Source organism: Candidatus Bathyarchaeia archaeon, from assembly GCA_035935655.1.
Taxonomy (GTDB): Archaea; Thermoproteota; Bathyarchaeia; order 40CM-2-53-6; family 40CM-2-53-6; genus 40CM-2-53-6.
Genome location: DASYWW010000062.1, coordinates 68421 through 81902, shown reverse-complemented (window position 1 = coordinate 81902; position 13482 = coordinate 68421). Strand labels below are relative to the sequence as shown.

At 51.6% G+C, this 13482-nt stretch carries 15 protein-coding genes; 6 read left to right on the top strand and 9 right to left on the bottom strand.

Annotation, left to right across the window (positions count from 1 at the left end; genetic code table 11):
* Positions 1-21 precede the first annotated feature (21 nt).
* Together VGS11_12210 and VGS11_12205 are read left to right on the top strand one after the other, a co-directional pair.
* Positions 22-654, top strand: a complete 633-nt coding sequence (locus VGS11_12210; GenBank protein ID HEV2120850.1) for a hypothetical protein — start codon at positions 22-24, stop codon at positions 652-654.
* A 315-nt stretch (positions 655-969) separates the two neighbouring features.
* A complete protein-coding gene (locus VGS11_12205) occupies positions 970-1476 on the top strand; it encodes a hypothetical protein (protein ID HEV2120849.1) in 507 nt (168 codons plus the stop codon).
* A 315-nt stretch (positions 1477-1791) separates the two neighbouring features.
* On the opposite strand, the gene VGS11_12200 is transcribed toward VGS11_12205, so the two are convergent.
* Complete coding sequence (locus tag VGS11_12200) at positions 1792-2274, bottom strand: hypothetical protein (GenBank protein HEV2120848.1); 483 nt, start codon at positions 2272-2274, stop codon at positions 1792-1794.
* 41 nt (positions 2275-2315) lie between these two features.
* Between VGS11_12200 and VGS11_12195 the strand changes: the two genes are divergently transcribed.
* Positions 2316-3269, top strand: a complete 954-nt coding sequence (locus VGS11_12195; GenBank protein HEV2120847.1) for a hypothetical protein — start codon at positions 2316-2318, stop codon at positions 3267-3269.
* A gap of 12 nt (positions 3270-3281) precedes the next feature.
* Here the strand turns inward: VGS11_12195 and VGS11_12190 are convergent, their stop codons facing one another.
* Complete coding sequence (locus VGS11_12190; protein ID HEV2120846.1) at positions 3282-4220, bottom strand: GNAT family N-acetyltransferase; 939 nt, start codon at positions 4218-4220, stop codon at positions 3282-3284.
* A gap of 148 nt (positions 4221-4368) precedes the next feature.
* Between VGS11_12190 and VGS11_12185 the strand changes: the two genes are divergently transcribed.
* On the top strand, positions 4369-5148 hold the full coding sequence (locus VGS11_12185) for a hypothetical protein (protein HEV2120845.1): 780 nt from the start codon (positions 4369-4371) through the stop codon (positions 5146-5148).
* Between the two features lie 51 nt (positions 5149-5199).
* Here the strand turns inward: VGS11_12185 and VGS11_12180 are convergent, their stop codons facing one another.
* Positions 5200-5883, bottom strand: coding sequence for an aminopeptidase (locus VGS11_12180; protein ID HEV2120844.1), 684 nt, complete (start codon positions 5881-5883; stop codon positions 5200-5202).
* Between the two features lie 71 nt (positions 5884-5954).
* Positions 5955-6314, bottom strand: a complete 360-nt coding sequence (locus VGS11_12175; GenBank protein HEV2120843.1) for a hypothetical protein — start codon at positions 6312-6314, stop codon at positions 5955-5957.
* Positions 6315-6435: 121 nt separating this feature from the next.
* On the opposite strand from VGS11_12175, the gene VGS11_12170 reads away from it, so the two are divergent.
* On the top strand, positions 6436-7062 hold the full coding sequence (locus VGS11_12170; GenBank protein HEV2120842.1) for a winged helix-turn-helix domain-containing protein: 627 nt from the start codon (positions 6436-6438) through the stop codon (positions 7060-7062).
* A gap of 21 nt (positions 7063-7083) precedes the next feature.
* On the opposite strand, the gene VGS11_12165 is transcribed toward VGS11_12170, so the two are convergent.
* Positions 7084-7575, bottom strand: a complete 492-nt coding sequence (locus tag VGS11_12165; protein HEV2120841.1) for a YdeI/OmpD-associated family protein — start codon at positions 7573-7575, stop codon at positions 7084-7086.
* A 59-nt stretch (positions 7576-7634) separates the two neighbouring features.
* Positions 7635-7931, bottom strand: a complete 297-nt coding sequence (locus VGS11_12160; GenBank protein ID HEV2120840.1) for a YciI family protein — start codon at positions 7929-7931, stop codon at positions 7635-7637.
* Positions 7932-7995: 64 nt separating this feature from the next.
* On the opposite strand from VGS11_12160, the gene VGS11_12155 reads away from it, so the two are divergent.
* Positions 7996-9192, top strand: coding sequence for a crosslink repair DNA glycosylase YcaQ family protein (locus VGS11_12155; protein ID HEV2120839.1), 1197 nt, complete (start codon positions 7996-7998; stop codon positions 9190-9192).
* Between the two features lie 19 nt (positions 9193-9211).
* Here the strand turns inward: VGS11_12155 and VGS11_12150 are convergent, their stop codons facing one another.
* The 3 genes from VGS11_12150 to VGS11_12140 form a co-directional block, all read right to left on the bottom strand.
* Positions 9212-10870 (bottom strand): CocE/NonD family hydrolase, encoded by a 1659-nt coding sequence (locus VGS11_12150; protein HEV2120838.1) that lies wholly within the window; start codon positions 10868-10870, stop codon positions 9212-9214.
* A 152-nt stretch (positions 10871-11022) separates the two neighbouring features.
* Positions 11023-12591 carry a putative ABC exporter domain-containing protein gene (locus VGS11_12145; protein HEV2120837.1) on the bottom strand — a complete coding sequence of 523 codons (1569 nt, stop codon included), beginning with the start codon at positions 12589-12591 and terminating at the stop codon, positions 11023-11025.
* A gap of 35 nt (positions 12592-12626) precedes the next feature.
* Complete coding sequence (locus VGS11_12140; GenBank protein HEV2120836.1) at positions 12627-13382, bottom strand: ABC transporter ATP-binding protein; 756 nt, start codon at positions 13380-13382, stop codon at positions 12627-12629.
* Positions 13383-13482: the final 100 nt, after the last annotated feature.

The following is a 13482-nucleotide window of genomic DNA, read 5'->3' as shown; positions in this document are numbered from 1 at the left end:
GAAAGTTCTAGTTGTGAAGAATTGGCTCTAGGCTTACTTTCGATCCTCATTCTTTTCCTAGTGTCTCTGGGGTCAAACGCGACTCCTTTCTTTGGAGCGTCTTACACTCTGATTGCTACCACTGCACTTCTTGCCGCCGGGTTCTCAGTTGGAAATTTTGCACTGATCGTTCTAGCCACCGCAGCTGGAGCTTCCCTGGGAAAACTGGTACTTTATGCTGGTGGAAAGGGGTTCAGCGGGCGATTGGGACGTAACAAGAGTGTGATGTTCCTTGGAAGAATGCTCGAACGGAAGACAGGTCGGGCGGTGGTTTTTGTAACCGCGCTGATCCCAGGTCTCCCACTCGACGATTACGTGTACTTGGGGGCAGGGGCAAGCAGTTCAAAGCTCACCGGGATTTTCATCATCACCTTCGTCGCGAAGGTTCTGAAGAGTTTCCTCGAAATCGGCCTTGAGTATGTCGGGCTTGGAAGATTGTACACGGCCACTGGTCTGACCGGACTGTCGCGTATCGAAGCCTCCATTCTATTCTCCATGGTGTTCGTCGTGTTGGGGATAGTCCTGTACAAGGTTGACATGGAGAGACTCATTTCAAGACTGAAACGCGGATTCACAAGCGCCGATTCCAGTCGGACTACCGGACTTGCGTCGTGAGACCCGATCGCTAAGACCCCCTACCCCTCTTTTTGGAGAAAATTTCCATCTGGCAAGATTTCTCGGGGAGACAGTTGATTCAAGGCACGATCGGGCTTGGATGACGGGGGAAAGATAGGGGAAATCAGCCACTATTCTCGAATGATTCGAAGGCGAGAATCGGGGCATTTTCAAGATCCGAGTTCAGGGCTGATTCTTGGCGATTTCGCTCCCCTCCTTTTCCGGGGCGGATCCGACGAGGCGGCTTCAAGAACGGCAGTAAGCCATGTATCGGCCGGCTTCGAAGGGCTTGGATCACACCGAGCGATCTAGACTTTGCCTAAGCTGCTGGTTCTCTACATGTCTAGAGAAGACGAAGATCGCTTCCTGGAGTATCTTCGGTCCCTTGGTAACCTGCTGATTCTGCCCGCTACCTCGCCTAGGTCCGATTTTTCGCCTGTAGACAGTTTTCCCGAGGCGTCGCAGGACGAGTCGACCCGGAGATTTTGGTTGCAGTATGCTGAGGCTGGGATGCCACTTGTTACTGAACAGGTCCCTGAGAAGGGCTACTATGTAGTTGACGGGTTTCAGTCGCCTGTCATCGAGTATTGGCGCTCTTGGATGGTGTCACGAGTCATGCTGCCGGGAGGAATTCAGGCCGACATGAACTACATCGACAACCAGAGGCAGGATCTTGCAAAGAAGCCTGCGGAATTCAGAAACTGGTTCGAGTCGATAAACCGCTGGATACGGAAGAACTACAGGAGATTGGGAGTCTACGTCTTCATGGCTCCGGGCGCTCAAAAGTTCAGAGATGAAGGAGGAATATTACAAGGGCGATAGAAAATCAGAACAGGCTTAACAGCTAATTATTACCGGTCTGCCGATGAATTCGCATGGAGCAAACGGACATTAGATTTGCTGCACTCTCTCGTTTATTCTCGTGGGCAATGATAACCTGTCTTCATGGATCGCGGTCTCGAACCTCAACTGTTCTGTCAGACGTGTAGCGCATCAACAGTTCATGAAACAAGATATCGTTCTGACAACGAGTTCATCGGAAAAATTCTTGTCTGCGAACACTGCGGCGAAACAGTCTTCGAACCGCTAAGGTCTGGATGCTCGGACTGTTAACAGCACCAATCTCATCCGTATGGCTCATCTGATAGCAATCAGTTCTTTTTCTGCAAACGTTCCCTTGGGTCCATCTTTCTGTTCGTATGTGATGATGTTCTTCCAAGATCTCCTGTCAGGATCCCAGGTGAATGTGTTAAACCACGGCCCAACTGTGTAGTCGAACTTGAAGCGAATGGAGTTGTCCTTGCGCACGCCGATTCCTGGAACGGGTTTCGAGGTCACACCGAACGTATCGAAAAGATGCAGAATGTATTCACCGGTCTTCTTGTCATACCCCATCAGATAGAGAGCCTCATAGTCGGGGTTTCCTTTCTCGCCGACTCTAAGGGGGGAGCAGCGCATCTCCACGAACAATTCCCGAAGCACCCACTTTGCGTTGACCTCTTGGTAGAGAGCTGTGTCACCCATCTTTCCAGTTAGGGACCAGCGACCGATCAGGTTGTTGAGAAGATCGTCCAAGGTCGACCGGCCAGCCTCGTTTCTACCGCTATAACTTGAACTCATCAAACATAATACGAACAGACCGGTTATAGGCGGGTATGATGTTGAAAGCAGAAACGAAACTGATCCCGTTCTACGGGAATGGCCCATACTGCTACTCTAACACAGCCTCCATGCTGCTCTCGACGATCGGAGAACAAGTTTCCCCCCGCGAAATGGAAGCCTACACAGGGGTCGGCCTTGGAGCGTTCTGGCTGCCCAAAGAGAAACTTCTATTCTTCAGCAGCATATCCAACCCGCCAGATCTAGGAATAACCCGCGCTCTTCACCTGCTAGGCTTTGGCTTCGAGGAGAAGATGACCAGCGACCCAGGCCAACCTCCCACTGAACAATTGAGATCCGACCTTGCCACCTCAGCGGCTGTTCTTGGACCGCTAGACATGGGATTCCTTACTCATAACCCGTTGCACAAGAGAATGATGGGCGCCGACCATTTCGTTCTGGCCTACCGATTTGAGAAAGACGGCGTTATGATTCATGACCCAGAGGGCTTCCCAAGTGTTCTTCTTCCGTTTCGGCAGTTGGAGCTGGCCTGGCGAGCGGACAGTATACCTTACCATCGGGGACACTATCGCTACTGGACTTATCCGCGACGGATCCATCGCCCGAGCCAGAATGAACTTTACGACTCGACCCTCAGATCCTTCAAAGAAGTATACTCAGAGGCTGAGAGCCTGGCGGCGAAGCAAAACTGGACCATAGACTCGAATGCCATCATGACACTTGCGAAACATGTGAAACAGGACAAGGTCTCACCAGCTGAGCGGGGCTTTATGGTGTTCTTCTCGCTCAAACTGGGAGCCAGGAGAGCGCTAGACTTCGCCAACTTCTTCGGCTCTAAGAATCCAGAACTAGCGCGGATGAAGGAGAAGCAGGCTGAGCTTTTCGGTGCTTCGCAAACCTTCGCCGTTCTGAAGAAATGGGCGAGGGTAGCAGACTCGCTGGAACAGCTCGCTCAAGTAGAAGCAGAATTTCGGGACGCTCTCATTTCAAGCTGAGACGCTTCGATCCTAGAGCATCGCGCCTGTTGGGTACAACACGTAGTTGGAAAAGTTAGAGAAGGGTTTAGACGACATGAAGAGATAGTTGTCCAGGATTCTCATCTTCTGTTCCAAAGCGACCTGCATCAATTGTTCATTCGAGCCTGTCGCTGCGATACCCACGGTCGCTGCTCCTTCGGCTGCGGCGAGCTTGAAAGCTGACTTCAAGACATCGCGAAATATTTCATGCATGACGGACGCTAATGGACCTACCCTTCCATTCTTCCAGACGTACGCGTATCCGATGGGTTCGTTCCCAATTGAAAATAGGTGGCATTGAACAGTTGGAAGGCTCTGCAGAAACTCGTGGTTCTTCTCTCGAGGATAACCGAGACTGAGCTCATCTATTTTCGAAAGAATGCGTCTGCTTTTCTCAAAGTCGACGACTTTCTCGCTTCGCAATTTCGTACTCGAAGCATTGGTCTTCACATTCTGGCTTGGACCCTCCATCCAGTAGAGCGGTTCGCGGGGATAGATTCCGTGACGCGCGTAAAGGGAAATGGACACAGGGTTGTAGGCGAAGGTCACCAACGCTCTATTCGTGATGGCGGAGTTCTTGTGGTGTTTCATCGCTTTCTCCATGAGGTTCTGTCCGATGTTGAGGCCCTGGTGCTCAGGAGATACGAACAGATGGGCTAGATACCAAAGCGATCCTCGGACCCAGCTCAATGTCAGTCCGGCCATTTTCCCTTCGACTTCTGCGACCCAGAATCCCTCGCTATCCTCTTTCAGGCCCATTTCGAACCAGGGAAAGCCTTGCTGAGGAATCGCGGGCATTTTCGAGGAGGCGAAGGGTGACGCGTCGAAGAATCCGTGCTCTCGCAAGACACCGTCAAAAGAGGTTCTGATGAGACTGAGCATTCCTGGGAAGTCTTCCACTCGCGCCTTCCGATATGAGACGGCCGACAAAGCTAGGAAGACTGATCTTGTTATCGAAACATAAAGTTGCGGGATAAACGTCCGATTGTCTTGCGATTCCTCAATTGTGGTCACTTGTAAACGGCCCATTGAAGTATTACGGTGGCCTTACTAGCTATCAACCGGGAGTCTTGTTCTCGTGGCTTCACGAAAGTGGATTTACTCCTCCCTCCTTCCCCTCCTGATCTCCTCGGTTGTCATGGTGGGTGTTGGGACGAATCCTGTCAGAGCAGACTCACAGTTGCGGCTGGACGGCTTGGGAGTCAACGATTGTCATAGACAGTTCTGCCAACAATCCCAGCTACTGTCCACGGCTGAGAATAACGATGTGGTTCTCCTTATCGTTGAAACATGTTGTAACACTACAATCTCTTCAGTTAGTGATAGTAGTGGTCTAACGTTTTCCGAGCGCCTATCTTATGCGTCCCGGACATCTAGTGGAGGACAAATGATTTGGGAATACTATGCAGTAGCTAATGCAAGGTTGGAGTCAGACAATATTACGGTGGTTACAGATCAGTGCTGCTACAGAGTCTGGGGAATGCAGGTTCTCGCCGTCTCGGGTGCGGACACTTCGACTGTTTTTGATCAAGACCCCTCCGTTCCCGCCACAGTTTCCTGTCCAGGTCCTGACTGTGGTGACTGTACAGCAAACTTCGCCCACGGCGCCTGTTCTGCCTCGATACAGACCACTACACATGATTTCGTAATAGCCAGCATTCCGATAAACGACGCTGGCCCATGCGGACCTCATTATCCAAGTGGCTCAATACCAGGATTCACCAATATAACAAACCAGAACGGTAGATTCGAGGTCGATTATGCAATAACTACTGAGCAACAGAACTACGTGCAGGTGGATTGTAATGGGACGGACGCGATGGCAATCGTGGTCGACGCAATCATGGCATCCGGTTAGACTGAGAGAAAAAAAGAAGATTGGGGGATTTATGCCTCTGAGATTAGAGGTCTAGGGCTGGATCTTGCCGTTATTGACCAGCGAGTAGCCGTCTACTTCTAGAGTTGGTTTTCTGAGGGTCTCTTCGTGGCCGAATTGTGTGTCGTTTGTTCCGCCGATGCCTTTGTTGCCGCCTATCCCGATGCTAACGGTGCCTTGGACGATGCGGTCGGTGAAGAAGCCTATCAGTTCGGCTCTCGGGTTAAGACCGATGACGATGTTGGCTATGCGGTCTTTGTCGCCGGACATTTTCTCGTATTGTCCCTTGAAGACGTCAAGATTGGATTGCGCAGTGTACTTCGTCACATGTCCATTCTCAAATTCCAACCTGAGTCCTGAGAGCATCTTTCCCGCCAATGCAGTGGGATTGTCGAAGAGTACTGTTCCCTGAGCGCTTGTCTCGTCGGGGGCCACTTCGACAGCTCCACCAGGTAGTGTTTCGAACATTGTTCCTTTGTCAAGATCAGTCGTGTCTATGATGCCATCATGGACGTGTACTGGCCGGTTCTTCAGTTTGAGCTGCAGATCGGTGCCGTTTGACGCGGTTACTCTGACGTTCGTCGCGTTTCGTAGTCTTGACTCGATCTTCGAGGCTAGGGCCGATATCTTTGCGTGATCAACATCGAGACTGTTCGTTGTTACGCGTTGCCAGTTTTCATAGTCAAAACCGTACGTTTTTGCGCGTTCAGGAGTCACTAATCCGATTGGTAGGTTTAGGACGCGGATTTTTCGTTCGAGGAACTTGTCGCCTATGGGCTTCAGTCCCTCTATCCACTTGCTAACTCTTTCGTCTGGTATTGTCGGGTAGATTGATGGATCTTTGGGTCGCCGAGCTGGATCGTGGCGTCTGTGTGGTCCAGAAGCGAGAGGAGTCCTTTCTGTTGACGAGTGTATTGAGCCACAGGAACTTCTTTCAGGTATGCCCAGTAGGAGTCGTTGCCTTGGAGAATGGTGGTAGATATTCCTGCAGCATGTTCGACTTCTGATGCTAGCGCGTTGGCGTAGTCGAGCGTGTGGTCCCACGAGAATATGGTTACTTGCTCGTCCGGTTGGACTTGTAGGCATTCGTTGACGACGCGTTTGGCGACCTGTTTTACTGGTTGTGGTTTAGAGATTTGTTGTGTCATGGTCATTTTAGCGTTCAAATCCTCGCTTTAGCGAGTAAGCAATGGCTTACTAATAACGCTATCTCTTCACGTTGTAGGAATAGGGATTTCAACTCCCAAACAAACGGTCGTGTAACCGAGAATGAAACCTGTCAAGATGATCACTGATCCGGCTGCCATGGAACTCTTAGGGGACGACACGCGGCGACGGATCATATACTTGCTGAGGGCACGGGAGCTCACAATCAGCCAGATTGCCGAGGAACTCAGGATGACGCCTCAGGCCATCTACCATCACATCAAGAAATTGTTGCCTGCGGAGATGGTTGAAGTTACTCGAGAGGAGAGAGTTGACAATTTCATCGAAACATACTACCGAGCAACTGCAGAAGTCTTCTCGCTTTCCTGGGGAACAAGCGGCAAAAACCAGGCTCAAGCCGAGCAACGTTTGAGAGATACCCTGATGTCACTCGACAAGCTAGGAATCAAAGTCCAAGTCGAAGAAGACACTGTAGCACAGATTATCAAGACTCAAGGAAAAATTGAGAGCTTTGGCCACAAACAAGACATCGAGGATAAAGTCTCAAAGTTGGACGATGTCGACTTTATCGGCAAACAAGAACTTTCAGGCGTGGCCTCAATGATCTCCCTGACTGACAAACAGTTCCTGGAGTGGTTGGAACTGCAGAAGGAATTGAGGAAATTGTTGAGAGGCCTCCTCACCTCGACCACTGGATCTAAAAAAGGGACGCGCGCAGGAAAATCCTAGTAACTGATGAGTTCGTCAACATCATTTCAGTTTCTTGCCGACTGATATCTGTTGAATCGCTTTCCCTATCCGGTTTGCCCTGGTTTCCGTTGTTTTTGCTTGAGTAATCCATTGGACGTAGGCCTTCCTGTGCGAGGGGGCCATTTTCTCGAACGAGTTCTTTGCCTTCTCGTTAGTCGATAGTGCTTTCTTTAGATCAGTAGGGACCTTGACCGCGCTATTCGACGTGTCGAGTCCAAAAGTCATTTTGACAACATCTCCCGCCTGTTTACCGATCTTGTCTCTCAATTCCTTCGCAATCACAATGAAGAGTTCTCCGCTTCCAGCCACCAGGGACGATTTGACCGGGACTCCATCTATGGTGCCACTGACTCGCATCCTGGCTTTCAACCCGGCTTGACCGGAGATATCGGCGGGGATTGGCGCAAAGGTCCATGTGCCTACTCCCTCGGGCCGAACGAGCTTCGTCGTGAAGGACGACTTCTCCTTGTCGAGTGAAATTCTCGCGTTCATAGTGTGTCCATTTGCTCTATCTCATATTTAGAGCACATTACCTCGTTCAATGATTCTGCTTACGAGAGTTTCCCGAGGAGTATCTCCCAGGGATAGATCTCGAGGGTCCGAAGGATGCCAGTGCTCATCCAGGGATCGTCCGCGAGTTTCTTGCGAAGTTCTTGTTCGCTAGATGCATTGACGATTAGCATGGCCCGATGTTTAGAATACTTCAGGGGACCGCCTAACACGACGAAATGTTCTGTCTCGAGTGCATCCATGAACTTGGCGTGGTCGGTCCAGCCTTTTTGTTCCCGCATCACGCGTTTCGGGTCCCATCCTGGTCCCTGCTCGTTAATCACGACAAAAAGCGCCATTTTTACCGCTCCTTCGTTGGCGAAACTTCTTTGATATCAATCTTGGACAAGCATAGGCTTGCCAGTGAAAGTGAGCGGTGTGTCTGGGAATAGGTCAGTTAGGGTTTCTTGGAAACAGGTAGCCGCGTTCAGACTTTCCAGGCACCATTTGTCCAAGCGAACATCTCTTGCGAAATTATCCTCTGTACCCGGCGATATTGCGGGAGCGCAGGCGCAGGTTCTCTTGGCGGGTCAGATGTCTATCTGGCCCCGAGTAAAAGGGGCGAGACTCCGGGATGTGGATTCTGCGTTATGGAAGGACCATTCGCTTGTGAGAGCGTGGGGTATGAGGGGGACCATGTTTCTTGTTCCCTCAGACGAGTTGTCGGTGTTTGTAAGGGGAAGTGTTCGGAGGGCGGCGTACAATCTCAACTGGGCGATCCGACACTCGGGATCAAAGGAAGATGTTGACAAGCTTCTGGATCGCGTTGCCGAGATCTTGGAGGAGCCTCGTACCCGAACGGATCTTGCACAGATGCTGACTCAATCGCATGGATACAAGACAAAGTCGAAGGCTGCTGGAGGCTGGGGAGACAAGAGGAAGGTGCCTCACGTCAAGGTGGGGAACATATCGTTGTCCATGGGTTTCCTGCTTCACATAATACGCGCACGGGATGTCATATGCTCGGGACCCAACCAGGGAACTGAAGCCAGCTATGTGCGTGCTGACAAATGGATCAAGAACTGGAAAGATGTCCCACAGGAAAGGGCCGAACGAGAGCTACTTGTAAAGTACCTGAAAGCACACGGGCCTGCGACAATCAACGACTTTGCGATATGGGAGGGCCTCTACATGAAGGACGCGAAGGACATCTGGTCAAGGGAATCTGAGAATATGGTCGAGGTCGATATTGAGGGGACGAAGGCTAGTATTCTTGAATCTGATCTTCCTGAACTGGAGAAAATGAGGATTGAGGAGCCGGTTGTACGACTCGTTCCCTACTTCGACTCGTTCCTCCTAGGCCACAAGTCTCATCTGAACATCGTTGATGAGAAGAACCGCAAGAAGATCTATCGGAACCAGGGATGGGTCTCTCCTGTCTTGCTAGTTGACGGCCGAGCCCAAGGGGTCTGGTCCCATGTTCATAAGAAAAATGATCTAGAATTGAAGATCACGCCATTTTCGAGGCTCTCGACCCAGGTAACGGAAAGAGCGAGGGAAGAGGCATCTGATCTCGGCCGATTCTTCGATTGTTCAAGCGTGAAAACGGTGTTCGCCTGAGAGTCTATTTTCGTTGTAGCTACGCGAATTTGATCGGTTTCACTGTCGGGACTTCGAGAAAGCTGGTGTGTTCTTGGTCGTGGAAGATTTTCACGTGCGCGGTTCGAGCATCGGTCGCAGACTCCGCCGACACGTCTTTGCCACTGTTGTAGTTTTTCTGCCAGTAGATCGAGTTCGGGGGCCTTATCACCAGACGTAAAATGCTTCTCTTTGCGATGGTTCTGGAGAAGAAGTAGAACTTGTTGAATTCGTAGCGTTCTATCTTGTCTGGCTTGATGAGCTTGGCTGTGGTCGTTGACTCTCGGTAGCGGGCTCTCATCCAGTCTTCTGTGAGGAAGATACTTGTCCCGTCGTGTTTGATCTCGTAGAGGCGGACCCAGAAGTCGGTGTCCGGAACGTCCATGGATATCCAGGCTAATAGCCGAATGAAGCCGCTGACCTCTGTTTCTTCCTTGAGCGGCTTGCTGTGATAGACGAGGCCGTCACCGGACAGGTTAATCGAGTACCGCTGGTCGGTGATGAAATTCTTGACCTCGTCCTTTTCCAGATCCGCCTGGCTAATGTCGAGCGGGTCGTAGACGTATTCGTCAGGGGGTAACTTGCCCGGTTTTTGTGGTTGTATTATTCCTGCGGAGAAGGCGCCAAGGGGTTTCGATGCTGTCGATAAGTACAGTGTTTCTTTCCTTCTAGCGATTTCTTCGAGGCTGTCTGCGTACTTCCACTGTTCTGTTCCCGTCACGTAGTAGGCGACTCGTTTCTTGAGGAACGCGGGCTTCTTGCCGTTCTTCATCGTCCAGTCGTACCATTCTTTGTGCAACTGGTTCAGGTCGACGACGCTTGGTTCACCAAACGTGATGCCGCCAACCTCCCGCTTCGGAGTTCTAGTCCCAGGATGATCCCAAGGACCAATAATCAGGTAATGACGATCCTTGGACCGAGAGGACCCGTAATGCATGTGCCGGTCGTAAAACTCCAAGGCTCCCCGCTGGTCCCCATCGTAGTGGCCAGTGATCGTCAGGATAGGCACCTTGATCCTCTCGTACTGTTCGGGACTTGGGACCATGGCGTCCCAGTAAGCATCGGGCACAGGATGTTTCAGCATTTCTTGAAAGACCGTAGAGGTGTTGCCGATGGTCTTGTCAAGTTCTCGGAACGGCCGATTCGCTAGGTAGTGTTCCCTGAATTTCTCATTCCAGAAAGCATTATCTCCGAAGATGGCATTGTTCGCCGGCTTACCACTCGTCAGGGTCAGCCACTGCATCAAGTAGGAATACGATGTGTTTCCAATGATAGGGAAATCAACGCCCGGATAACAAGATGCTGCCGGCACTATCGTTTTGAGGTGAGGTGGGAACTCCTTCAGCGTCGACCACTGGTCAAACCCCGCGTACGAGCCGCCCCACATAGCGACACTGCCGTTCGACCATGGCTGGCGAGCTAGCCATTCTACTGTGTCGTGGCCGTCCCGTCCCTCGTTTGCGAGAGGTTCGAAGATGCCAGTAGAGTTTCCTCGGCCACGACAGTCGACTAGTGCGAAGGCGTAGCCGTTACGAGCGAAGAAGACTGAACGCTCATGATAGGTATCTGCGACGTACGGTGTCAGAGTGAATACGATTGGGATCTTAGCCTCTCCTTTCGGCTTGTACACTGTGGCGTTGAGATGGACGCCATCTCGCATAGGAATCTTGGCACCCCAAGAGAAATCGATCCCTTGATCCGTGTTTGGATTTCGTTTGGGACGGGTTTGGCGTAACCTCTGAGCGTTCATAGTGCATGGGTGGGAGAATTGGTGCTTATCGCTTTATCGACGACTCAGAAGTTGGAAGGAAGCTACAGGTCTTCTCTCCTAGTGACGGCGTCTCCGGCTTTGTTCAAGAGAAAGTTGATTGAAAGACCAGTGAACATGATCGAGATCGATAACAATCCAAGTGCTAGGATTGGAAGATAGCCTGGGCCGAGTTTTGCGACGAGTGTCTCTGAGACAACGACGAGCAAGATTATCGGAGAGACCATTACGAGGTTGATGATTGTTTGGAAGAGGAATCTTCGAAGGTCTGCCAATTCCTGGGCCTGCGACGAGAGGATGTCGTCAGCCGAGCTCTGTCCATATTTCGATGCGAAGAACGTGCCTCCTGCCATGGTGATGCTAGCGATCTCTAGTGCTCCTGGTAACTCGAGGATCATGCCTAGCAAGAGTGCTGGTTGGGATAGGCCTCCGAGGATCAGTGGTACGCCGACGGCGATGACTACTGGAGCCAGATACAGAAGCAAGGGCAAGGCTCGAGCCCGGTAGACTTCCTTCACGTACCTCCGCATGCTTACAGGGGAGGATTTCAGAATCCAGAGCCGTTCCTTCTCTATCCACCTGGACGCCGTCCCAGACCCGAAGGACCCGATTATGAAGAGAATGAATAGGAACGAGGTTGGCGATGACTGGAAAGAACCTGAGAGAGCGTAGATGATCATGAAGCCAGAGAGAAAGATGGCGCTGATGAGCTGCGCCCTCGCCTCCCGGGTCCGGCTGATAGTGATCTTTTCCTTGAGTCTAACGATCGACCAGATCGATTTTCCTCTCGGGTTCAACCGAGAGACTTGACTCGGGTGATCAAATTTTTCGCCAGTAGGCGCTCGCACTTCGAGTAGGTCGTAGAAGTGTCCACGGGACATTCTCACGCCCAAAATAAGGACCCCTCCGAACCAGCCGAACAATAGCAGGAGGTCCAGGAGATACGTGAGCCCTCCCGCGTTCCCGCTGACGAGACCAACGCTTATCGTCGCCGCGAGCCCGTTCGGCAGGACACGAGTGACGTCTGCTATTCCTGCTGGGATTCCGGGAATGAGTAAAGTGATGGAGAGCAGGCTGACGACGATGACGAGCACGATGAAGATGTTCCTCCAGAGCTTCTTCCTCTCCCCCAGCCCATGCCCGAGTGAGAGGGTGATGTCTGCACTTAGCAACAGTCCTATCACAAGAAAGACTAGGGTCACGAGGCCGGCCAATACCGCGGCAGGCCATGGAGTGTGGTAGTATCCGGCGAATCTCAGGTATAGCACGATGATCGGGGGAAACCCGAACAGAACGGTAGTTACGGAGTTCAGCAGGACTTTGGCCGCGAAGACCTCACGCGGGGGAACAGGGGAAGTGAACACGTAGTCTACGTCGCTCGAGCTCACCGGCAACCCGCTCCCATTGAAACCGCTTTGAATCAAGCCGACAAGAAACAGTGCGAGGAGAATGCTTAGTGCCACTTCGGAAAGACCGGTCGACAGGCCAACTCTGTTGGAGAAGGAGAGATAGGTGGAGCTGCCGAAGAGAATGAAAATTACCGAGAAAGCTTCCCCGATGATGAGGCCTAGAATGGCTGACTTTGTGAAGCGACCCTTAACCCAATAGCGCATTAGAATACCGATCGTCCCAAGTGGGCCAGGGACGCTCAGTGTTTGATCGGCTCCTCCCCCTTTTCCTCAGTCAACCGTAAGAACACGTCCTCCAATCTCGCATCGCTCGATGTGTTCGCCATTTTTCGAAGGCTCTCAACATCTCCCACCGCCACAATCTTCCCATGATCGATGATGCCTATTCTCCCCGCATGGGTCTGAGCAACATCCAAGTCGTGAGTTGACAAGATCGTCGTCACACCTCTGCTCGTCTGACCGTCAATCCAGTCCTTCACTGAGACCCGAGTCTTCGGATCCAACGCCGTCAACGGCTCATCCAAAACGAGAATCTTGGGATTATGGAGACTCGTAGCGATCAGTGCAACCTTCTGCTTCATCCCTTTCGACAAGCTACCAACCAGACTGTTACGCTTGTCTTCCAACTGGAAACTCTTGAGCGGATCAGAAATCTCCTGGTCAAGAAGATCATCTCCTACTCCGCGAATCTTTCCGACAAACTGGAGAAACTCTAGGGTTGTCAGGCCGGTGTAGAGGCTGGGATTCTCGGGTAAGTACCCGATTAGCTTCTTCGCCTTCTCCGGCTCCGCAACAATGTCAAACTCGTCCAGTCGGATTGTCCCGCTTGTCGGCCTGAGAATGCCGACCATAATCTTCAGGAGAGTGCTCTTGCCTGCACCGTTGGGTCCGAGAAGCCCGAAGACCTCGCCTGAACCTATCTTTAGACTGACGTTGTCCAGGGCCACCAGCTTGTCATAGTGCTTGGTTAGGTTCTCGACAGATATCTCGACCATGGCGTCGACCCCTCTGGAAGATAGATGATCTAGAGCGAATCGCGATACTTAACGACCAACTTGACGTCTCCCCTATGCTATTTGCTAGAGACACTTGAGA

Excerpts from the sequence above, each read along its gene's own strand:
- VGS11_12175 (HEV2120843.1), bottom strand. The coding sequence starts at position 6,314 with ATGACACAACAAATCTCTAAACCACAACCAGTAAAACAGGTCGCCAAA.
- VGS11_12170 (HEV2120842.1), top strand. The coding sequence starts at position 6,436 with ATGAAACCTGTCAAGATGATCACTGATCCGGCTGCCATGGAACTCTTA.
- VGS11_12140 (HEV2120836.1), bottom strand. The coding sequence starts at position 13,382 with ATGGTCGAGATATCTGTCGAGAACCTAACCAAGCACTATGACAAGCTG.
- VGS11_12145 (HEV2120837.1), bottom strand. The coding sequence starts at position 12,591 with ATGCGCTATTGGGTTAAGGGTCGCTTCACAAAGTCAGCCATTCTAGGC.
- VGS11_12165 (HEV2120841.1), bottom strand. The coding sequence starts at position 7,575 with ATGAACGCGAGAATTTCACTCGACAAGGAGAAGTCGTCCTTCACGACG.
- VGS11_12200 (HEV2120848.1), bottom strand. The coding sequence starts at position 2,274 with ATGAGTTCAAGTTATAGCGGTAGAAACGAGGCTGGCCGGTCGACCTTG.
- VGS11_12150 (HEV2120838.1), bottom strand. The coding sequence starts at position 10,870 with ATGCGAGATGGCGTCCATCTCAACGCCACAGTGTACAAGCCGAAAGGA.
- VGS11_12160 (HEV2120840.1), bottom strand. The coding sequence starts at position 7,931 with ATGGCGCTTTTTGTCGTGATTAACGAGCAGGGACCAGGATGGGACCCG.